Annotated in this window: 18 protein-coding genes, 1 tRNA gene and 5 pseudogenes; 12 read left to right on the plus strand and 12 right to left on the minus strand. The window is 51.4% G+C overall.

Going from position 1 to position 21,061, the window contains the following annotated elements; genetic code table 11:
• Positions 1-16 precede the first annotated feature (16 nt).
• The 3 genes from gsiB (at position 17) to gsiD (ending at position 3,505) form a co-directional block, all read left to right on the plus strand.
• Positions 17-1,561 (plus strand): glutathione ABC transporter substrate-binding protein GsiB, encoded by a 1,545-nt coding sequence (gene gsiB, locus O1Q74_RS07460; protein WP_271877679.1) that lies wholly within the window; start codon positions 17-19, stop codon positions 1,559-1,561.
• Positions 1,562-1,669: 108 nt separating this feature from the next.
• Positions 1,670-2,590, plus strand: a complete 921-nt coding sequence (gene gsiC / locus O1Q74_RS07465; protein ID WP_271877681.1) for a glutathione ABC transporter permease GsiC — start codon at positions 1,670-1,672, stop codon at positions 2,588-2,590.
• Between the two features lie 9 nt (positions 2,591-2,599).
• The gene (gene gsiD / locus O1Q74_RS07470; RefSeq protein WP_271877683.1) at positions 2,600-3,505 is read left to right on the plus strand and encodes a glutathione ABC transporter permease GsiD; all 906 of its coding nucleotides are present in this window, start codon (positions 2,600-2,602) and stop codon (positions 3,503-3,505) included.
• Positions 3,506-3,559: 54 nt separating this feature from the next.
• Here gsiD and O1Q74_RS07475 read toward each other — a convergent pair whose 3' ends face one another.
• The 5 genes from O1Q74_RS07475 to bioA all read right to left on the minus strand — a co-directional run bounded on the left by O1Q74_RS07475 (position 3,560) and on the right by bioA (position 9,088).
• Positions 3,560-5,257, minus strand: a complete 1,698-nt coding sequence (locus tag O1Q74_RS07475; RefSeq protein WP_271877685.1) for an NAD-dependent malic enzyme — start codon at positions 5,255-5,257, stop codon at positions 3,560-3,562.
• Positions 5,258-5,467: 210 nt separating this feature from the next.
• Positions 5,468-6,358, minus strand: a complete 891-nt coding sequence (gene cdd / locus O1Q74_RS07480) for a cytidine deaminase (protein WP_271877686.1) — start codon at positions 6,356-6,358, stop codon at positions 5,468-5,470.
• A gap of 172 nt (positions 6,359-6,530) precedes the next feature.
• Positions 6,531-7,226 carry a CidB/LrgB family autolysis modulator gene (locus O1Q74_RS07485; protein WP_271877688.1) on the minus strand — a complete coding sequence of 232 codons (696 nt, stop codon included), beginning with the start codon at positions 7,224-7,226 and terminating at the stop codon, positions 6,531-6,533.
• Positions 7,226-7,633: a CidA/LrgA family protein gene (locus tag O1Q74_RS07490; RefSeq protein WP_271877690.1), complete on the minus strand. Its 408-nt coding sequence runs from the start codon at positions 7,631-7,633 to the stop codon at positions 7,226-7,228. Before O1Q74_RS07490 ends, O1Q74_RS07485 begins: the two co-directional genes overlap by 1 nt.
• Before the next feature lie 150 nt (positions 7,634-7,783).
• Complete coding sequence (gene bioA / locus O1Q74_RS07495) at positions 7,784-9,088, minus strand: adenosylmethionine--8-amino-7-oxononanoate transaminase (RefSeq protein WP_271877692.1); 1,305 nt, start codon at positions 9,086-9,088, stop codon at positions 7,784-7,786.
• Positions 9,089-9,183: 95 nt separating this feature from the next.
• On the opposite strand from bioA, the gene bioB reads away from it, so the two are divergent.
• Genes bioB through bioD form a run of 4 tightly spaced genes read left to right on the plus strand, consistent with a single transcriptional unit; the run spans position 9,184 to position 12,887 of the window.
• Positions 9,184-10,221 carry a biotin synthase BioB gene (gene bioB, locus O1Q74_RS07500; protein WP_271877694.1) on the plus strand — a complete coding sequence of 346 codons (1,038 nt, stop codon included), beginning with the start codon at positions 9,184-9,186 and terminating at the stop codon, positions 10,219-10,221.
• A gap of 39 nt (positions 10,222-10,260) precedes the next feature.
• Positions 10,261-11,418 (plus strand): 8-amino-7-oxononanoate synthase, encoded by a 1,158-nt coding sequence (bioF, locus tag O1Q74_RS07505; protein ID WP_271877696.1) that lies wholly within the window; start codon positions 10,261-10,263, stop codon positions 11,416-11,418.
• Positions 11,399-12,160 carry a malonyl-ACP O-methyltransferase BioC gene (bioC, locus tag O1Q74_RS07510; RefSeq protein WP_271877697.1) on the plus strand — a complete coding sequence of 254 codons (762 nt, stop codon included), beginning with the start codon at positions 11,399-11,401 and terminating at the stop codon, positions 12,158-12,160. Before bioF ends, bioC begins: the two co-directional genes overlap by 20 nt.
• Complete coding sequence (gene bioD / locus O1Q74_RS07515) at positions 12,153-12,887, plus strand: dethiobiotin synthase (protein WP_271877699.1); 735 nt, start codon at positions 12,153-12,155, stop codon at positions 12,885-12,887. The genes bioC and bioD overlap by 8 nt, the downstream gene beginning before the upstream one ends.
• Here bioD and O1Q74_RS07520 read toward each other — a convergent pair.
• From O1Q74_RS07520 to O1Q74_RS07530, 3 genes and pseudogenes are all read right to left on the minus strand, one after another.
• Positions 12,862-12,930: pseudogene (locus tag O1Q74_RS07520) on the minus strand (IS1 family transposase); the annotation flags it as partial. The gene bioD and the pseudogene O1Q74_RS07520 overlap by 26 nt on opposite strands.
• A 243-nt stretch (positions 12,931-13,173) precedes the next feature.
• A complete protein-coding gene (locus O1Q74_RS07525; RefSeq protein WP_271877701.1) occupies positions 13,174-14,205 on the minus strand; it encodes a methionine synthase in 1,032 nt (343 codons plus the stop codon).
• Between the two features lie 30 nt (positions 14,206-14,235).
• Complete coding sequence (locus O1Q74_RS07530) at positions 14,236-15,213, minus strand: DUF1852 domain-containing protein (protein WP_271877703.1); 978 nt, start codon at positions 15,211-15,213, stop codon at positions 14,236-14,238.
• 445 nt (positions 15,214-15,658) lie between these two features.
• On the opposite strand from O1Q74_RS07530, the gene O1Q74_RS07535 reads away from it, so the two are divergent.
• On the plus strand, positions 15,659-15,904 hold the full coding sequence (locus O1Q74_RS07535; RefSeq protein ID WP_271877705.1) for a YmjA family protein: 246 nt from the start codon (positions 15,659-15,661) through the stop codon (positions 15,902-15,904).
• A 181-nt stretch (positions 15,905-16,085) separates the two neighbouring features.
• Here the strand turns inward: O1Q74_RS07535 and O1Q74_RS07540 are convergent, their stop codons facing one another.
• On the minus strand, positions 16,086-16,421 hold the full coding sequence (locus O1Q74_RS07540; protein WP_271877706.1) for a gamma-glutamylcyclotransferase family protein: 336 nt from the start codon (positions 16,419-16,421) through the stop codon (positions 16,086-16,088).
• Between the two features lie 335 nt (positions 16,422-16,756).
• On the opposite strand from O1Q74_RS07540, the pseudogene O1Q74_RS07545 reads away from it, so the two are divergent.
• Both O1Q74_RS07545 and O1Q74_RS07550 read left to right on the plus strand, forming a co-directional pair.
• A pseudogene (locus tag O1Q74_RS07545) lies at positions 16,757-17,170 on the plus strand (hypothetical protein); the annotation flags it as partial.
• A gap of 3 nt (positions 17,171-17,173) precedes the next feature.
• A pseudogene (locus O1Q74_RS07550) lies at positions 17,174-17,361 on the plus strand (IS3 family transposase); the annotation flags it as partial.
• On the opposite strand, the pseudogene O1Q74_RS07555 reads toward O1Q74_RS07550, so the two are convergent.
• Together O1Q74_RS07555 and O1Q74_RS07560 are read right to left on the minus strand one after the other, a co-directional pair.
• Positions 17,358-17,609: pseudogene (locus O1Q74_RS07555) on the minus strand (Arm DNA-binding domain-containing protein); the annotation flags it as partial. The pseudogenes O1Q74_RS07550 and O1Q74_RS07555 overlap by 4 nt on opposite strands.
• Before the next feature lie 162 nt (positions 17,610-17,771).
• Positions 17,772-17,847 (minus strand) — tRNA-Asn (locus tag O1Q74_RS07560).
• A 379-nt stretch (positions 17,848-18,226) separates the two neighbouring features.
• Between O1Q74_RS07560 and O1Q74_RS07565 the strand changes: the two are divergent.
• Positions 18,227-18,496, plus strand: a pseudogene (locus O1Q74_RS07565) (LysR family transcriptional regulator); the annotation flags it as partial.
• A 388-nt stretch (positions 18,497-18,884) separates the two neighbouring features.
• Positions 18,885-19,151, plus strand: coding sequence for an anti-adapter protein IraP (gene iraP, locus O1Q74_RS07570; protein WP_271877708.1), 267 nt, complete (start codon positions 18,885-18,887; stop codon positions 19,149-19,151).
• Positions 19,152-19,323: 172 nt separating this feature from the next.
• On the opposite strand, the gene cycA is transcribed toward iraP, so the two are convergent.
• The gene (cycA, locus tag O1Q74_RS07575) at positions 19,324-20,736 is read right to left on the minus strand and encodes a D-serine/D-alanine/glycine transporter (RefSeq protein ID WP_271877710.1); all 1,413 of its coding nucleotides are present in this window, start codon (positions 20,734-20,736) and stop codon (positions 19,324-19,326) included.
• Between the last annotated feature and the right edge of the window lie 325 nt (positions 20,737-21,061).

The raw sequence follows: 21,061 nt of genomic DNA on the forward strand, positions 1-21,061 counted from the left end.
ACAAGGAGAACGTAGCATGAGCGTAATGACGATAAAACGGCGCTGGTTCGTCGCCGCAGGGGTAACCGCTGTCATGGTGGCTTCACCCGTCTGGGCAGCCAAAGATGCGGTGATCGCCGTGGGTTCCACTTTTACCAGCCTGGATCCGTACGATGCCAACGATTCGCTATCGCAAACAGTCGCGAAGTCCTTCTATCAGGGGCTATTTGGCTTTGATAAAGACATGAAGCTGGTGAACGTGCTGGCGGACAGTTATGACGTAAGCTCAGATGGCCTGACGTATACCGTTAAGCTGCATCCTGGCGTCAAATTTCACGATGGATCGGCGTTTAACGCCGTCGCAGTGAAAGTGAATCTGGATCGCGTCAGTAATCCAGACAACCGCCTGAAGCGATATAACCTGTTCAAGATGATCGAAAAAACCGATGTGGTTGACGATTTGACGGTGAAAATCACACTGAAGACGCCATTCTCGGCATTCGTTAACAATCTGGCGCATCCGGCGGCGGTGATGATCTCTCCGGCGGCATTAACGCAGTACGGCAAGGAAATTGGCTTCCATCCGGTAGGCACTGGGCCGTATCGTTTTGTGACCTGGAATCAGACCGATTTTGTTAAAGTCGAGAAATTCAGCGGCTACTGGAAGGCGGGATTACCGAAGCTGGACAGCATTACCTGGCGCCCGGTAGTGGATAACAACACGCGTGCGGCACTGCTGCAAACCGGCGAAGCACAGTTTGCTTATCCCATACCGTTCGAGCAAGCCAAGGTGCTGGAAAAAAATGACAAGCTGGCGCTGGTGGCGTCGCCGTCAATTCTGCACCGTTACATCAGTATGAACGTGACGCAGAAACCGTTTGATAACCCGAAAGTCCGGCAGGCGCTGAACTACGCGATCAACAAAGAGGCGCTGATTAAAGTCGCGTTCTCTGGCTATGCGACGCCCGCCGAAGGGCCACTGCCGGGCAGCATTGATTATTCAGTAAAATATCAGCCGTGGCCTTACGATCCGGCGAAGGCGCGTGAGCTGCTGAAAGAAGCTGGCTATCCTGACGGCTTCACCACCACGCTCTGGTCGTCGCATAACCACAGTACGGCGCAGAAAGTCTTGCAGTTCACACAGCAACAGCTGGCGCAGGTCGGCGTGAAAGTGCAGGTGACCGCCATGGATGCAGGGCAGCGCGCCGCGGAAGTGGAAGGTAAAGGCGTGAAAGAAACGGGCGTTCGCCTGTTCTACACCGGCTGGTCAGCGTCGACGGGGGAGGCGGATTGGGCACTGTCGCCGCTGTTTGCGACGGCTTCCTGGCCACCCGCGCAGTTCAACACGGCATTTTACAGCAACCCGCAGGTTGATGTGGATCTGGCGAATGCCCTGAAAACCACGGATCGGACGGAGAAGCAGAAACTGTATCAGGATGCACAGGACAAAATCTGGGCGGATGCGCCGTGGATTTTCCTGGCGACAGAGCGTTTAGTTTCGGCCAACAGCAAAAAACTGACCGGGTTTTACGTGATGCCGGATACCTTGTTCAGTTTTGAAGAAGCCGATCTCAAGGAATAATTCGCCGCAACAGAATGACCAAGGAGTCGGGTGGCCGTAAGGCTGCCCGCAGTGGTCAATACACGTCCACTTATAGGGAGTCTGACGCATGTCTGTGGAAAACCGTTCATGCTGAATTATTTTATTAAACGACTACTGGGACTAATTCCCACGCTCCTGATTGTCATGGTGGTGGTGTTCCTGTTCGTTCATCTGTTACCCGGCGATCCGGCGCGTTTAGCCGCTGGGCGCGAGGCGGATGCCGCCGTCATTGAGATGGTTCGGCAGGATCTGGGATTGGATAAATCGCTGCCGCACCAGTTTTGGCACTTTTTCACCAATATCCTGCAAGGGGATTTGGGGACGTCGATGGTGTCGAAGCGCCCGGTCACGGAAGAGATCGCCATGCGCTTTATGCCGACCTTTTGGCTGACGGTGTGCAGCATGGTGTGGGCGGTGATTTTTGGCATGGCGATCGGCATCGTATCGGCCGTGTGGCGCAACGGCTGGCCGGACAGAATCGGGATGACGCTGGCGGTCTCTGGCCTTTCTTTTCCCGCTTTTGCGCTCGGCATGCTGTTAATGCAGATTTTTTCTGTCGAACTGGGGTGGTTGCCGACGGTGGGCGCGGATACCTGGCTGCACTACATTTTGCCTTCGCTGACGCTGGGCGCGGCGGTGGCGGCAGTGATGGCACGTTTTACCCGCGCGTCGTTTGTCGATGTGTTGCAGGAAGACTATATGCGCACGGCGCGGGCAAAAGGCGTGCGTGAGTCGCTGGTTGTGGTGAAGCACGGGCTGCGCAATGCGCTGATTCCCGTGGTGACGATGATGGGGCTGCAATTTGGTTTCTTGCTCGGCGGCTCAATCGTTGTGGAGAAGGTTTTCAACTGGCCGGGGCTGGGGCGGCTGCTGGTGGATGCGGTGGAGATGCGTGACTATCCGGTGATTCAGGCCGAGGTGCTGCTGTTTTCGCTGGAGTTTATTCTGATCAATCTGCTGGTGGATATGCTGTATGCCGCGATTAATCCAGCCATTCGTTATAAATAAGGAAAGGGAATGAGACACTGGCGACGTAAAGCTATGCTGGCGACGCTCCCTGTTATTAGGGATAAACCTGTTCGTACGCCGTGGCGTGAATTCTGGCGGCGGTTTCTTCGGCAGCACGTTGCGGTCACCGCGGGTGTGTTTGTGCTGTTGCTGGTTGCGATCGCGTTTCTGGCACCGTATCTGACGCCTTATGATGCCGAGAACTATTTCGATTATGAGCGCCTGAATGAAGGCCCGTCGTCGGCACACTGGCTGGGGGTGGATTCATTAGGGCGTGATATTTTCAGCCGGATCCTGATGGGAACGCGCATTTCGCTGGCCGCGGGTATCCTTTCGGTGCTGGTGGGGATGATTATCGGCACGATGCTGGGCCTGCTGGCAGGCTACTACGAAGGGTGGACAGACCGTATTATCATGCGCATTTGCGATGTGCTGTTTGCTTTTCCCGGTATTCTGCTGGCGATTGCCGTTGTGGCGATTATGGGCAGTGGGATGGCGAATGTGGTTGTCGCCGTCGCGATTTTCAGCATTCCGGCGTTCGCCCGTTTGGTGCGAGGCAACACGCTGGTGCTGAAACAGCTAACCTACATCGAATCTGCCCGTAGCATTGGTGCCAGCGACGGGACGATCCTCTTTCGGCATATTCTGCCCGGCTCGGTGTCTTCCATCGTGGTGTTTTTCTCGATGCGCATTGGGATGTCGATCATCACGGCAGCCAGCTTGTCATTTTTAGGGCTTGGCGCACAGCCGCCGATGCCGGAGTGGGGAGCGATGCTGAATGAAGCGCGATCGGATATGGTGATCGCACCGCACGTTGCGATATTCCCGAGTTTGGCGATCTTTCTGACGGTACTGGCGTTTAATTTATTGGGCGACGGCCTGCGCGATGCGCTCGACCCGAAGCTGAAAAGCTGAATAAAAAAAGCGCGACAACCAGTGCCGCGCTTTTTAGCAGTAAGCCGTTAATGCTTAGAATGAGGTGCGTTTGTAGCTACGGTACTGCGGCTGCCAGAAGTTGTGCTCAATCGCCTTTTGCAGCGCATCCGACGAGGTCACCACGGCGGCACCTTGCAACTGTGCTGCTTTACCCACTTCCAATGCAATACGCTTAGACACCTGCTGGATATCAGCCAGATCCGGCAGTAGAGCGCCTTCACCGTTATTTGCCAGCGGCGAGCAGTCAGCCAGCGCGCGGCTGGCGGCCATCAGCATACCGTCAGTGATACGCTTGGCACCTGACGCCAGTACCCCTAACCCGATACCTGGGAAAATATAGGAGTTGTTGCACTGCGCGATAGGGAAGACCTTATCCTGATAGTTAACCGGAGAGAACGGGCTACCGGTTGCGACCAGCGCAGCACCTTCCGTCCAGCGAATGATGTCTTCCGGACGAGCTTCCACGCGGGAGGTCGGGTTAGACAGCGGCATCACGATAGGACGCGCACAGTGTTTGTGCATTTCACGGATGATTTCTTCCGTGAACAGACCCGGTTGGCCGGATACGCCGATCAGGATGGTTGGCTTGGCATTGCGTACCACTTCCAGCAGTGAAATGGCGTCGCTGTTGCAATCCCAGCCCGCCAGCAGGTCGCTTTTCTGCACCAGCTTGCTTTGGAAATCGAGCAGGTTCGGCAGTTTGTCGGTCAGCAGACCAAAGCGGTCAACCATGAAGACACGTGCGCGCGCTTCTTCATCGCTCAGCCCTTCAGATTTCATCTGTGCGATGATTTGTTCAGCGATACCGCAACCCGCAGAGCCCGCGCCCAGGAAGGCCACGGTCTGATCGCGCAACTGTGTGCCTGCTGCACGGCTGGCGGCAATCAGGCTACCCAGCGCAACCGCCGCGGTACCCTGAATGTCATCGTTAAAGCTACAGATTTCATCACGATAGCGGTTCAGCAACGGTGTCGCGTTTTTCTGCGCGAAGTCTTCAAACTGCAACAGCACGTTTGGCCAGCGACGCTTAACAGCCTGGATGAATTCATCAACGAACGCATAGTATTCGTCATCGGTGATACGTGGGTGACGCCAGCCCATGTACAGCGGATCGTTCAGGCGCTGCGGGTTGTTGGTACCGACATCCAGAACCACTGGCAGGGTGTAGGCCGGGCTGATACCGCCACACGCGGTGTACAGGGAAAGTTTACCGATTGGAATCCCCATACCACCAATGCCCTGGTCGCCCAGACCCAGAATACGTTCACCGTCGGTCACCACGATGACTTTCACGTTCTGTTTGGTGGCGTTTTGCAGCATATCGTCAATATGTGCGCGGTTAGGGTAGGAGATAAACAGGCCACGGGCGCGGCGATAGATATCGGAGAAGTGCTCACAGGCTTCGCCAACGGTCGGGGTGTAGATGATGGGCATCATCTCACTGAGGTGACCGTCCAACAGGCGGTAGAACAGGGTTTCGTTGGTATCCTGAATGTTGCGTAGGTAAACGTGCTTTTCAATATCGTGCTTGAATTCCTGATACTGACGCCAGGCGCGTTCTGCCTGTTCTTCGATGGTTTCGACGGCTTCAGGCAGCAGACCATGCAGGTTAAAGTTAGCGCGTTCTTCTTCGGTAAATGCGCTGCCTTTATTCAGCAGGGGGAATTCAAGCAAGATTGGACCAGCGTAGGGAATATGGAGAGGACGTTTGCTTTCGTATTCTAATTCCATGGCTTTTTACTCTTCGGATAGCAAAAAAGAAACTCAGGTGTTGTCGATAAGAAACTGCTGCGAATCTTAAATTACCCAGAGAATATGTACAGAAATTGTTAATTAAAATAGTTACAGATGGCTTGCATCTTAGTCGAAATGCAGGCTTTATCGATTCACCTCTCTTTTTTCACCCTTCCCATTGCTGAAAGTCTGCGCTTATCGCTGTTACTATTCCTCAATAAAGTGGTGTTCAACATCGGTGCAGCCCAATTCGGCCAGCATAATTTGAGAAATTGCCCAGTGGCTGACAACCGCATTGCGACGTTCAACGACAACGGCATGTTTCACCGTGCACAGATCTTCGCCGGCAAGGTTCATCAGATTTAACACGGCTTGCAAAGGTGGCAGGCTAGGATTGAACGCCGCATTTTCCGCATAGCGTCCGGTATAGGTGTTGCCGCCTGATGTCTCCAACGCAATACCGCTAATGGCTTTGCTGTAGGGTGCATGGCTACGGTTGGCGGCATCCAGCGCCTGACGCGCAAGTGCATTCACATTCTGCAAGGTTGCACCGTGGTTGACGTCATCCATCAGTAAAGTATCGATGTGTAGATCGACGGGGCCAAAGGAATCTGGCAGATAGTGGCTGAGCACGGCGGGCTGGCGACCCGGTAGTTGAATCCGCAGCGATGCCGCATTGCGCAATTCGTTCATAAACTGGCGGCAGTGTCCGCATGGCGTGTAGTTCACGGTGACGGCTTGTAATCCGCGCTCATTGCGCAGCCAGGCATGGCTGACGGCGCTTTGTTCGGCATGCACCGTTTGCTGAAGCTGAACGGCGCTGAACTCCATGTTGGCACCAAAGTAGAAATTGCCGCTAAGCCCTTGCGCAATCGCGCCAACCTGAAAATTCGAGATAGGCGCTTGTGCGCAGGCGGCTGCCAGCGGCAATAGCGCAAAGGCTAATGTATCGGTGTCTAACTGGCTGGCTTCACCGACGGCATTCACCTCGTCCGCGGTTAGCATGGCGGCGAAATCCGGTTTATCGAGCAATGGGCGGATCGCGGCTTGCAGACTGGCAGGTAATTGCTGGAAGGCGTTTTCAAATCGTGGATGCATAGTGGCTTACTCTTTTTACCCGTCAATAACATCATGTTAGGTAGCAGAGTAGCAATAATTTGTGATCAAAATCTCTTTGTTGAATGAAATGGATGCAAATTAACTTCTAAATGCGAGATGTATCTCAATTTTATAGTGGGCGGTGTGAAATACACACCGTCCCTATTTGGCCTTAACTAACGACGAGCAGGAGTACAGGGAAGACGAACGGCGCTATCAACGACGTGATGATCCCGCAGATGACCAGCGCCAGTGAACTGAATGCCCCTTCCTGATAATCAACCTCCGCGCAGCGCGCCGTGCCGAGGGCATGCGAAGCGGTGCCCATCGACAACCCGCGAGCAGCTTTGGTTTTGATGCCCACGCGGTTGAACAGGCTGTGGCCTAATACGGCGCCGAGAATGCCGACAAAAATCACGCAGACGGCGCTGATAGCGGGGATACCGCCAATAGAACTAGCGACGGCCATCGCAATGGGGGTGGTGACTGATTTAGGCAGCACTGAGGCGGCGATTTCCGGCGAGGCCCCCATCCACAGCGCTACCAGCGTACCGGAAATAATGGCTGCCAGACTGCCGATGAAGCACACGCTGATGATCGATTTCCAGCGGGCGCGAATTTGGTGCAACTGTTCATAAAGGGGGAACGCCAGTGCGACCACTGCCGGTTGCAGCAGGTCGTTAAGGACTTTGCTGCCTTGAAAATAGTGCTCGTAGGGAATCTTCAACACCAACAGCAGCGGGATAATAATCGCCATCGACACCAGTAGCGGATTCAACAAGGAGATCCTGGTCAGCACGGCCAGTTTACGCGCGGTGAAAAACACAATCAGGGTGAGAGGGAGTGACCACCACAAATAGCTGAACATTATTCTTTATCCTTCGGCGGTGTGCGGTCACTGGCCATGGTGCTTTCACGCTGCATTACCTGAGTACTGAAACCTACAACCAGCATCACAATAAAGGTACTGACCAAACAAGAAATCACGATGGGGCCAAACTGTTGACTGAGCAGATCGTAATAATTCATCACACCGACGCCAATGGGGACGAACAGCATCGCCATATGGCGAATAAGAAGGTGGCAGCCTGATTTCACCCACTGTGCGGGCAGGATTTGTGAGGCAAGAAGCGTGAACAAAACCAGCATGCCGATGATACTGCCAGGGATAGTGAACGGAAGTAACGCGGATACCGCATTGCCTGCCAGCAGGCAGAGATAAATCAATGCGAAAGCGCGTAAATACTGCCAGCAAACAATGAACGTATTACGCATGGGAAATTCCTGATTAGCTGAGAGTATTATCATAACGCTAATGGAATTAATGTGCCACAGCTCACACTGTTAACGTCATATGGCTATGCTGGCAGATCGGCACAGCGATAAGGGATGCAATGCAGATTGCGTTGCATCTTAAATTATTACTTAGCTAAAGAGCTGTTCGTCACGGATAGCGGAACAGACGGCGTCGGTCAGTCTACGCAGCTCATCAGGCTGAATGATAAACGGCGGCATCAGATAAATGAGTCGACCAAAAGGACGAATCCAGACGCCGCGCTCGACGAAGAAACGCTGTAGTCGTGCCATATTAACCGGACGCTGTGTTTCCACTACGCCGATAGCGCCCAGCACGCGAACGTTCGCCACCAGCGGAGAATCCGCGCAGGGTTGCAGTGCTTCTCGCAACTGCCGCTCAATCTGCTGTACCTGCTGCTGCCAGCGGTTCTCCGCCAACAGCGACAGGCTGGCGTTGGCCGCCGCGCACGCAAGCGGATTACCCATAAATGTGGGGCCGTGCATAAAACAGCCTGCCGAGCCATTGCTGATCGTTTCGGCGATCAACCGGGTGGTCAGCGTGGCGGAGAGCGTCATATAACCGCCGGTAAGCGCTTTTCCCAGGCACATAATGTCGGGCGAAATTCCTGCATGTTCGCAGGCAAACAGCCTGCCAGTGCGGCCAAACCCGGTGGCGATCTCATCGGCAATCAGCAAAATATCCCATTGGTCGCACAGTTCCCGCACCCTGCTCAGATAGGCTGGGTGGTAAAAGCGCATTCCGCCCGCCCCTTGCACGATGGGCTCCAGAATCACGGCGGCGATTTCATGAGCGTGCTCTGACAGCATCGCCTGTAGCGGCGCGATATCGGTTTCTTGCCACTCGTCGGCAAAAGCGCCTTCGCTGAGAGTATCGCAGGGCGGTGCATCGACAAACAGGTGGGTAGGCAGATAACCCTGATACAAACTGTGCATCGAATTTTGTGGATCGCACACGGACATCGCACCGAAGGTATCACCGTGATAACCATGACACAGGGTGAGAAAGCGCTGGCGGGTTTCACCACATGCTTGCCAATATTGCAGCGCCATTTTCATCGCCACTTCGACAGCCACTGAGCCGGAATCCGCCAGAAAAACGCATTCCAGACCATCGGGCGTGATGTCCACCAGTTGACGACACAGCGCTACCGCCGCCGGATGGGTGATGCCGCCGAACATCACGTGCGACATCTGGTTGAGCTGCGTCTGCACCGCCTGATTGATTGCCGGATGGTTGTAACCGTGAATCGCCGCCCACCACGATGACATGCCGTCGATCAGGCGACGTCCGTCATCCAGATGAAGTTCGACGCCACAGGCCGCGACCACCGGATAGCAGGGAAGCGGTTTGGTCATTGAGGTGTAGGGATGCCAAATGTGGCGCTGGTCAAAAGCAATGTCTTCCAGGTTCATGATGATCTTTCGTAAACTAAAATGGTTTCTATTTGGTTGACAGTATATCGGGTTAATTTACACTGGAGAAACGTTTTTAGTTTGGAGATGCCGCGATGGCTGACCGCATTTACTGGACGCTTGAGCAAGTGCAAGACTTATTTAATAAACCTTTTCTGGAACTGATGTTTGAAGCGCAGCAGGTCCACCGCCTGCATTTTGACCCCCGTCAGGTGCAGGTAAGCACGCTACTGTCGATAAAAACCGGCGCCTGCCCTGAAGACTGCAAGTATTGCCCGCAAAGTTCCCGCTATCGTACCGGGATTGACACCGAACGTCTGATGCAGGTTGAACAGGTGCTGGAGTCGGCCCGTCAGGCGAAAGCGGCAGGATCGACGCGTTTTTGTATGGGCGCAGCGTGGAAAAATCCGCACGAGCGCGATATGCCGTATCTGGAACAGATGGTAAAAGGCGTCAAAGAGATGGGGATGGAAACCTGCATGACGCTGGGAACGCTGCATAACGATCAGGCCGAGCGTCTGGCCTCTGCCGGGCTGGATTTCTATAACCATAACCTCGATACCTCGCCGGAGTTTTACGGCAGTATCATCACGACTCGTACCTACCAGGAACGTCTGGATACGCTGGATAAAGTGCGCGGGGCGGGCATTAAAGTCTGTTCCGGCGGCATCGTTGGATTGGGGGAAACCGTACGCGATCGCGCCGGTCTGTTGGTGCAGTTGGCTAACTTGCCGACGCCGCCGGAAAGCGTGCCGATCAACATGCTGGTTAAGGTGAAAGGAACGCCGCTGGCGGAGAATGAGGACGTCGATCCGTTTGATTTCATCCGTACGATTGCCGTGGCGCGTATCATGATGCCGGCTTCCTATGTGCGTTTGTCCGCCGGACGCGAGCAGATGAGTGAACAAACGCAGGCGATGTGTTTTATGGCCGGTGCGAACGCTATTTTCTACGGTTGCAAGCTGTTAACGACGCCAAATCCGAAAGAAGACAAAGATCTGGCGCTGTTCCTCAAGTTAGGTTTGAACCCGCAGCAGACGGCGACCGAATACGGAGATAACCAACAGCAGCAGTGGCTGGCAGAACAGCTGATTAATGCCGATAGCGAGCAGTTTTATAATGCTGCGGTATAACGCCCTGCGAGTGCGCCATCAGGTAAGGCGTGTTGCATCATGAGTTGGCAGCAACGTATTGAAGCCGCGCTGGCACAACGCCAGCGTGATGATGCTTATCGCGTGAGGTTGGCGAATCAAGGCGGCAGCGGGCGCTGGCTGATGCAGGGCGATCGCTGCTACCTGAATTTTTCCAGCAACGACTATCTGGGGCTGAGCCACCACCCGGAGATTGTGCGCGCCTGGCAGCAGGGGGCAGAGCAATACGGGATTGGCAGCGGCGGTTCCGGGCATGTGACCGGGTATACCGATGCCCATGCGACGCTGGAAAGTCAGCTTGCCGACTGGCTGGGCTATCCGCGGGCGCTGCTGTTTATTTCCGGCTATGCCGCGAATCAGGCTGTCGTCGCTGCACTGGCTCAGGCGGAAGACCGTATTTTGGCCGATAAACTCAGCCATGCGTCGCTGCTGGAAGCCGCGGCACAGTCACCTGCTACCTTGCGACGCTTTAAACACAATCAGGCCGATAGTCTGCAAACGCTGCTGGAAAAGCCTGCCGACGGCCAGACGCTGGTGGTGACCGAAGGTGTTTTCAGCATGGATGGCGATACTGCGCCGTTATCGGCGCTACAGGCTCAGTGCAGAACGCACGGTGCCTGGCTGATGGTGGACGATGCACACGGGATTGGCGTGCTGGGTGAGGAAGGTCGTGGGAGCTGCTGGCAGCAAGGCATTAAACCTGAGCTGCTGATTGTCACGTTTGGCAAAGCGTTTGGCGTGAGCGGCGCGGCGGTGTTGTGCGCTGAACCGCTGGCCGAATACTTCCTGCAATTTGCCCGTCATTTGATTTACAGCACCTCAATGCCCGCGGCGCAGGCCTGTGCGCTGAGCGCGGCACTCCAGTGTGTCCGGCAGGGCGATGCGCGGCGTGATGCACTACGGCGTAACGTTGCGCAGTTCCGCGCGGGCTTTTCCAACTCGTCCTATCAACTGATGGATTCACAGAGCGCGATTCAGCCGCTGATTGTCGGCGAGAACGCACGAGCGCTGGTGTTAACGAACCACCTGCGTGAACAGGGCGTGTGGGTTAGCGCCATGCGACCACCGACGGTGCCGCCCGGCAGCCCACGCCTGCGGATTACGCTGACGGCGGAACATCAGCCAGAAGACATCAGTCGCTTGCTTACGGTATTACATCATGCTGACAGAAAACTATAACAAGCAGGCGATTGCGCAGGCGTTTGGACGTGCGGCAGGGTGCTATGACCGCTTTGCCGAACTGCAACGCACCAGCGGGGAACGCCTGCTGGCACTGATGCCGTCGCACAGTGGTTTACAGGTATTGGATGCGGGCTGTGGAACTGGGCACTTTAGCCGCCGTTGGCGTCAGGCCGGTAAATCGGTGACCGCGCTGGATTTGTCGGTGGACATGCTGGCGCATGCTCGTGAGCAGCAGGTCGCCGATCGTTATCAGGAAGGGGATATCGAAAACCTTCCGCTGGCAGATTGCTGTGTAGACATCAGCTATAGCAATCTGGCTATACAGTGGTGCGACTCGTTACCGCGTGTGCTGGCAGAGCTGTATCGGGTCACGCGGCCGGGGGGCGTGATTGCCTTTTCGACGCTGGCAGACGGCTCCTTAAGCGAACTGTCGCGGGCGTGGCAGGCGCTGGATGGCACGCAGCGGACAAATCGCTTTCTGCCGCTCTCTGCTATCGACGCGGCCTGCCAGCCTTATCGGCATCACCTGGTACAAGAACGTGAGGTCTGTTTTTTCCCTGATGTATTGGCGTTAATGAAATCGCTGAAGGGGATTGGGGCGACCTGGCTGCACGAAGGGCGCACGCCGGGGCTATTGAGCCGGGCGCGTTTGGCGGCGCTGTCTGCCCACTATTCGCAAGAGCAGGGCGGCTACCCGCTCAGCTATCAACTGGTTTATGGAGTGATTTATCGTGATTGAGCGCTGGTTTGTGACAGGCACGGATACTGAAGTCGGGAAAACGGTCGCCAGCACGGCGCTACTTCAGGCGGCGAATCAGGCCGGATACCGCACCGCAGGCTATAAACCCGTGGCGTCCGGCTGTGAAATGACAGCCGATGGCATTCGTAACAGCGATGCGCTGGCACTTCAGGCTAATAGCCGCGTCCGGCTGGATTATCAGGCGGTGAACCCGTTGGCGTTTATGGAGCCGACCTCGCCACATATTATCAGTACGGTGGAGCAGCGGCCTGTTCATCTCTCTGCATTGTCCGCAGGCCTGCGGGCATTAGAAACACAGGCGGATTGGCTGCTGGTAGAAGGCGCTGGCGGATGGTTTACGCCGCTGTCGGCGCAGAATACGTTCGCCGACTGGGTCGTTCAGGAACAGCTTCCCGTGATTTTGGTGGTCGGCATCAAGCTGGGTTGTATTAATCACGCAATGTTGACCGCCCACGCGATTCACCACGCTGGCCTGCGCCTGGCTGGCTGGATCGCAAACGACATCACGCCACCAGGAAAATGGCACCAGCCGTATCTGCAAACGCTGCAACAGCGCCTGCCTGCGCCAATGCTGGGCGAAATTCCTTATATATCGGATCTTCAGCAGCACAATCTGGGGCAGTATATTGATGTGGGGTTATTAGACAGGCAGGCCTCCGGGTCACAGATAATGACTCAAATTAGTAGAAAATGTACTTTTCAATGAAGGCTCCGATGACCTTTTCATGCAACTCAATCGAGCGTGAAAATTAGATTGGCTTGCGTGCAACCGTTGTTGAAGTGAACATATCAAAAACAGGCAATGACACAATTCAAATTACAGTCTCTGTGGTGATTAACGTTTTGCAGATGCTTATCGATGAAAAGCCCTGACGGGCTTTTCATTTAGGCTGATGTTTCGCTCAGTCCTGCTGGTGGGATGGGACCGTTGGCGATGAATTGGATCGCCAACCGGACTGAGTTTGTTTCACGTGGTCAACGCTTTGGCGACGTTATTTAGCCAGAAGTTCTCTGCGAACGATTTCCGCGCCTGCACTTAGCGCATTGAGTTTGCCTCTTGCGACGCGGCGAGACAACGGAGCCATGCCACAGTTGGTAGACGGATAGAGCTTGTCAGCATCCACAAACTGAAGTGCTTTTCGTAGCGTATCGGCGACTTCCTCTGGTGTCTCAATAGTATTGGTTGCCACGTCAATAGCGCCTACCATCACTTTTTTACCGCGAATGAGTTCAATCAGATCCATGGGAACACGGGAGTTCTGACATTCCAGTGAAATGATATCGATGGTCGATTTTTGCAATTTAGGGAAAATTTCTTCATATTGTCGCCACTCGGACCCCAGCGTCTTTTTCCAATCGGTATTGGCTTTGATGCCATAGCCATAGCAAATGTGCACCGCCGTTTCACATTTAAGCCCTTCAACGGCTCTTTCTAACGCGGCAATTCCCCAATCATTCACCTCATCAAAAAAGACATTAAATGCGGGTTCATCAAACTGGATAATGTCGACACCCGCCGCCTCTAACTCTTTAGCTTCTTGATTCAGAATGGTGGCGAATTCCCAGGCGAGTTTTTCGCGACTTTTATAGTGGCTATCATAAAGCGTATCGATCATTGTCATGGGGCCAGGCAGGGCCCATTTGATCGGTTGAGTCGTGTGCTGACGTAAAAATTTAGCGTCTTCAACAAAAACAGGCTTTTGGCGAACCACTGCACCAATGACTGTCGGCACACTCGCGTCATAGCGATTACGAATTTTAACGATCTCACGTTTCTCGAAATCAACACCGCTGAGGTGCTCAATAAACGTCGTGACAAAATGTTGGCGCGTTTGCTCGCCGTCGCTGACAATATCAATCCCTGCCTGTAGTTGATCTGCCAGGCTCAAACGTAGCGCATCTTGTTTGCCCTCAATCAACTCCTCACCTTGTAATTTCCAGGGTGACCACAGTGTTTCAGGCTGTGCCAGCCAAGAAGGTTTAGGTAAGCTGCCTGCGGTTGAAGTGGGTAGCAATATTTTCATAATAATCAGTGACCTTGTGTGTTTGGTTAATCAAAGAACGTAATTAGCAGACCATTGCTCAAGAATAGCGTGGTATGGTTTGATGAAGTTTTTCTCCGTAAACTTTCCCTGCTCGATAGCCAACAGGCTACGTTCTTCTCGATCATAAACAATTTGAGTGAAGGAATGATCCTGATGATTCAGGCTCGGCTGATAGCATTGACCTGCCGGAGAGTTTGCATTGTAAATCTCAGGTCGGTAAATCTTTTGAAACGTCTCCATCGTGGAGATGGTGCTGATCAGCTCAAGATTCGTGTAATCACTCAGTAAGTCACCAGAAAAATAGAAGGCCAAAGGTGCAACGCTATTTGGCGGCATAAAATAGCGAGCCTGTAACCCCATTTTATGGAAGTATTGGTCGGTCAATGAATATTCATCTTGCTGGTATTCGATGCCTAATACAGGATGCTGGTTTCCAGTCCTGTGATAGGTATTTTTACTTGAAACGCTGAGGCATATCACTGGCGATTTACTAAAACTCTCTTTATAGCTCTTCGAATTCACGAAGCATTTAAAGATATTTCCATGCAGATCGCCAAAGTTATCGGGGGTGCTAAATCCAGGGTTGCTCTTATTATGATCTGACAGCAATACGCTAAAGTCATAATCTCGCACGTAGGAGGAGAAATTATTCCCTACAATCCCTTCAATACGTTCGTTGGTTTTTTTATCAACAACATTCGTTTTCAATATTTCGATGACAGGAAAGGTGTTGCCATTGCCTTCAATATCAATTTCAACGGAAATGATATCGAGCTCAACAGCGTAACGATCGCTTTTAGAGTTATCCCAATGCGCCAGAGAATTGAAACGGTTGTCAATCATTTTTAAGGCGTTGCGCAAGTTTTCCTGGCGGTTCTTTCCTCTCGCCAAATTCGCAAAGTTGGTCGTGATACGCGTATTTTCGGACGGGTTATAATTCTCATCGAAACGCGTGTTCTTAATCGTAAATGTAAAATTCTTATTCATCGCGATCTAACATCCTAATTGTTGATATCAACCTGATTTTATGTCTTTCTTTTCGAAGATTTTCAGGTCTTATCATTCAGCAGATTTCATATTGTCTGCACAATTTATGCCAGACTCATCGAGTGAGTAAAAGTGATTTAATTTCAATAGACATGAGCCATCTTCATGACTTGATGTACGGTTCGAATCGACGTCGTCGCAGTGGTCACTGTTATACAGAATTTATAATTGTAATTCATATGGTTATTTGAATTTGACTGCATGGACTTATGGTAAGACTAAAACGGAAAAGCGTGCTCTGTTTTTCGTATCTAAGAGATTGAACCAACCTCTTTTGGCCCCTTTCACCTAGATGGATGACAGGAAAACGACGTAAGAATGGTATGATCCCGGCAAGACGATGCCAGCATCAACGGACATAGACCTGAATCCCTGAGGATGACTTATGAACAATGAAATACCGCCTAAATTTTATGACATCACGGATGAGTATGCGACGGAATCTGAAAAACCAGTGAGTGAGTCAGAACGTGACGCTCTGGCGCGCTATTTCAAACTGCTGCTCACCCGCTTAATGAATAACGACGAAATCAGTGAAGAGGCGCAGAAGGAGATGGCCAGTGAAGCGGGTATTGACGAGCATCGTATTGATGAGATCGCGACGTTCCTGAACCAATGGGGCAATGAGTAGCGGTCGTTGAGGGCATGTTGAAAAAGATGCAAGGTGAGTATGGTGATATCCGCTTCCCATCTTAACCCACGGTCATAAGAGGCTAAAAAAGCATCCCGCTGTGTTTCCCTCAGCGGGATTTTCACATTGCCTTTCCTTACTGGTATAGAGCAGGGTAGAGAACGTATTTGAGCTATATTGCTTAGGGGCCTGTTTGTGGCTGTAGCTGATAAACCCAGGCTGTAATCTGCGAGCCTTCCTCCGTGGTAACCACAACTTCAACGCGATCGTAGCCCTCTTCAAATTCATCCAGCATTGGCCAGTGCGCCCCAAGGTTAGCAGATAAAAACAGATAACCGCTGACGCGTGGCCCAGTATCATTCAGGACTACCCCTGGAAAATCCGCGGCGGCACCCCAGCCACGCTCATAAAACATGCCTGTCACGTAGCCCGGCAACCATTCTCCACCGATGTTCTCCAGAATATAGGCATTTGCGTGACCCGGACGCAGCGTACCGTAGACAAACAAGCGTTCCATTTTTCCTCATCAATCAAAATAGTGAATACCCAAGGGCGAACAAGCTACATGAACTGTGCCAAACCTGTTGCAGGTCAATCATACTTAAACTTCAAGATACAAGGGCGAAGAGCAATACTCACGTTAGGGCTTAATAAAGCGGTTCGCAACAGGTTCTTCAGCGCCGCTATTGCTCGGGGGCTGAGTAAATCGTGCTTTCCGCACCGCGAGCTTCTCCGGGAAATATCATCAGTATGCCAGCAACACGGATATAAGACCGTAAATCACCATAAATTTTGTCCACTCCACCCAACATGGTCTTCTCTCAAGGTTCCTACACCAGACGGAGAAGTCGCATGTTAAGCAGAGAGGACCTTCTCATGATAAAGCCGATACGTATTCACAGCGCGCATATTATCGACATCGATCAGCATATCGGCTGTTCTGAGTGCACAGTTAGACGACATCTCACTGAAAGCGCTGTTGTTACGCGTAAACGTGAATCCATGAAAAAACTCCGCCCGTTTATAGATTATGTTGACCTACGTTTGCGTGAGTATGTCTGGAATGCCGAAGTCATTTTTCAGGAGATAAAACAACAGGGTTACGACGGATGTCGTTCCATACTGCGTCAGTATCTGCATCCCAAACGGGCTCTGCGGGCGTCCTTCGAGACCCTGCCCGGTCAACAACTCCAGCACGACTGGGGGGAAATCGAAACGGTTGTTGGCGGTCAGCGCTGCAAGGTGAACTTCGCTGTTAATACCCTTGAGAGTTTGAAAAATGAGTGGGTACCCGTAATGGCTACATGAGCTTCAGCGAAGCCGCTCACGCTATTACAGACGACATCGTGGGATATTACAGTTCACTCAGGCCGAATGAATATAATGGTGGGTTACCGCCAAACGAATCTGAAAATCGATTCATGAAAAACGCTAAAGCCGTGGCCAGTTTTAGTTGACCACTACAGTTGATATTCTGCGCCAGCAATTTGCGGACTCCGTCACGTTGTTGACGAGCGTCGGCCAGAGATACATCAGGGTAGGCACCTAAGCCGAGGCGTGATTCTTTTCTATTGATGCGATATTTGAGATACCAGAGACGTGAACCGCCTAGATTAATTAAAAGATATAGACCGTGAGAATCGGAAACTTTGAAGGGTTTTGCTGATGGTTTTAAGTTGCGGATTTTTGAGTCGTTAAGAGACATTTGGGGGGGCACTTCGTCATCGAACCAATTTGACCCCAAATCTGACCACCAAGTTCTCCCGATGCGGAGGGTAAACTGAAAATGCATCGGGAAGACCTTTCACGCTAACCTATTGAATCTGAATCAGATAAGGATTCGTAAAGCGGCATGAAAACAAGAATTTGGCTCCTCTGACTGGACTCGAACCAGTGACATACGGATTAACAGTCCGCCGTTCTACCGACTGAACTACAGAGGAATCGGTTAAGTGCGAAGGATAATAGCGGGAGCGTTTCAGGTTGTCAAAGGCTGTTATCGCTTGGCGCGCTTGATTGCCGAACTAATGACCAACATATTGAAATTATTGCTCAAGTTGAGCACAGGAAAGCCGTGAGATGCGTCGATTAGCGGGCAGGATTGCACTCTAAAATAGCAGGAGTTGCTTTAGGATGGTGCAGATGAGTCGTGGGCCGGAGGCGGATTCTCCAGACAAAATCAGGGGCGTTGGTTAGCAGAATCATTGCTTTTCCTTATTTTACCTGTGGCTTATCAATGAGGTATCACTTTTTCTTAGGGATGGGTGCACAATATGGCGCGCTTCTTGCTACCTCTTTAGAGTAACTACTCAGGAGGCAGACATGAATCTTAGACGGCTCAAATATTTTGTGAAAATCGTTGATATCGGTAGCCTGACTCAGGCTGCTGAGTTGTTGCATATTGCACAACCGGCGCTGAGCCAGCAGGTCGCGACGCTGGAGAGTGAACTCGAAAAACAGCTGTTGGTGCGTAGTCGACGCGGTGTGACGCCTACCGAAGCAGGGAAAATTCTTTATTCTCATGCACAGACGATATTGTCACAGTGTGAGCAGGCAAAGGATGCGGTGAGTGGCGCACGACAATCAATGAGCGCGTAAGCGTTAACTATCAGGGCCAGCCGTTTTTCGATGGCTGGCTACTCGATCTGACTTTCTTTTCTAATGTTCTGCTAGAAATCTATGTATTTTTATTTTTTTTTCGTGAACTTTATCACGGTTTATCACCTTATCGATCTTGTTCAAAACAGAGAACATTGGTCTCAAAAATAAAATGGGTTTTTATTTATTTGGTTTATTTATATGCCACTTCACTTTATTGCCGCGATGTGAATATGATTTCCTTAAAATGGTAATAGACACTAGCGATCAGGCCATTCACAGTGTTACATTAATCTTCGTTATGTTTTCTCTAATTCTGTCCGTCACGACAGGTGTTACCTTATGGGTGTATGACGGTTATTTTTTTGATTAAGGAGTTCAAATGAATAATATCCTCTCTCATCTTTTAATAAAGCTGGCAGAAAAAGAAGCTGGAGAAAAAGCGCTTAGCGCGAAGATTGAATCGTTGGAGATGCTGATTTCTGCTATTGTTTTAACATTTGATGACGGTAAAATCAATGAGTTAAATAAAAAGATAGAGGGTGTGGTTGCTGATGCCTATCAGCGGAAGGATGGCTATGATTACTTAGCTTTCGAACTATTGACGAAAAACATCAATCGAATCACAACCGTTTCATCACGGGAATAACTTTCTGATATATCAATGGTGACGATATTAATTGATCGCATATTAATTTCCGCATATCCAATTGAGAATTGTTTATATCTAATAATAGAGAATACTTCTGCTATGTGTAATTTTGCTGAAAAAAACTGAAGGCGCCGACGTTGTCCGCGCCTTCCTTGCATTTATATACGCTTTACTCCGCGCTAACAGCCTGTTTTTTCCGCCGAATAAACTGATAAGCAATAGCCAGAACAATAAACCACAGCGGTGTGACAATGAGCGCCTGCCGTGTATCTGGCTGTAATGTTAACAGTACAATAACAAAAGCGAAAAAGGCCAGACATATCCAACACATGAAAATACCCAATGGCATTTTATAGGATGACTCGGCATGTAGCTGAGGGCGCTTTTTACGATAGGTCAGGTAAGAGCACAGAATGATGCTCCAGATGAACATGAATAAAATTGCGGAGACGGTGGTCACCAGCGTAAAGACGGTCATCACGTTTGGAATCAGGTAGATCAACACGACGCCGGAAAGCAAACAAATACAGGAAAACATCAATCCTGCCGAAGGAACCGCGCGTTTAGAGAGCATGCCGAAGCTTTTCGGTGCATCGCCTTGCTTAGCTAGACCAAAGAGCATGCGGCTGGTGGAGAAAACGCCACTATTCGCCGAGGATGCCGCAGATGTCAGGACGACGAAGTTGATCATACTGGCAGCCGCAGGTAATCCGACAAGCACGAACATTTCCACAAAAGGACTACGATCCGCCGTAATCGCGCCCCAGGGCGTGACAGACATAATCATGATAAGCGCAAAAACATAAAACATGATGATGCGAATCGGGATGGCGTTAATCGCGCGTGGCAATACGACTTTCGGGTTTTTCGTTTCAGCAGCCGTTGTACCAACCAGTTCGATGCCGACAAAGGCAAATACGGCTATCTGGAATCCGGCAAAGAAACCGCTGATTCCTTTGGGGAACATGCCACCATCATTCCAGAGGTTGGTAAAAGAGGCGACGTTGCCTGATGGGGAGGAGAATTGCATCATTACCAGCACCGCGCCGACGGCGATTAACGCCACTATGGCGACAATTTTTATCATGGCGAACCAGAATTCCATCTCGCCGAACAGTTTCACTGTTGCCAGATTTAGCGTAAGTAAGAGTAGAACGCAAAGCAGGGACGAGATCCACTGTGATAAATCGGGGAACCAAAACTGAGAATAGGCGCTAATTGCGACGACATCGGCGATCCCGGTTACGACCCAGCAGAACCAGTAAGTCCAGCCAGTGAAGAAACCTGCCCATGGCCCGAGCAGGTCGGCCGCGAAATCGCTGAATGATTTATAGTTGAGGTTGGAGAGTAATAGCTCTCCCATTGCACGCATGACGAAAAACAGCATAAAGCCAATGATCATATAAACGAAAATGATCGAAGGGCCTGCCATGCTGATTGTTTTTCCTGAGCCCATGAATAGCCCAGTACCGATCGCTCCGCCGATGGCGATGAGCTGAATATGACGATTAGTCAGATTCCGTTGCAGTCCCTCTCCCTGTTCAGGGGCAAGGTCTGCGGCTTCTTTTGATTGTTCGACCATTTTAAGTACAGGTTCCTGTTTCTGTCTGTGATGTTTTTTTGAGCTCTTTGGCGGCTCTCGTTTGCGAAAATCGAAACAAATAAGATAGCGCAACCGCGGTACTTATTACAGCGGATGTCTGAGATAGCCAGGTATAAAGAGGGCAGATAATGGTGTAAAGTAGTGTTGTATGTTTTTCGCCCTAAAATGAAGAGGATATAAACGATGAGAGGCATAGATAAATAGGCTGAGCAGGTTAACAAATTTACCAATCTCTAACAATGCTATTATCGCGTATAAAAAATTAATATGAAGTATTTGACAGATGAGTCGGGGAAGAGAATAA

It is taken from the genome of Pectobacterium sp. A5351 (assembly GCF_028335745.1).
In the GTDB taxonomy this organism is placed as follows: domain Bacteria; phylum Pseudomonadota; class Gammaproteobacteria; order Enterobacterales; family Enterobacteriaceae; genus Pectobacterium.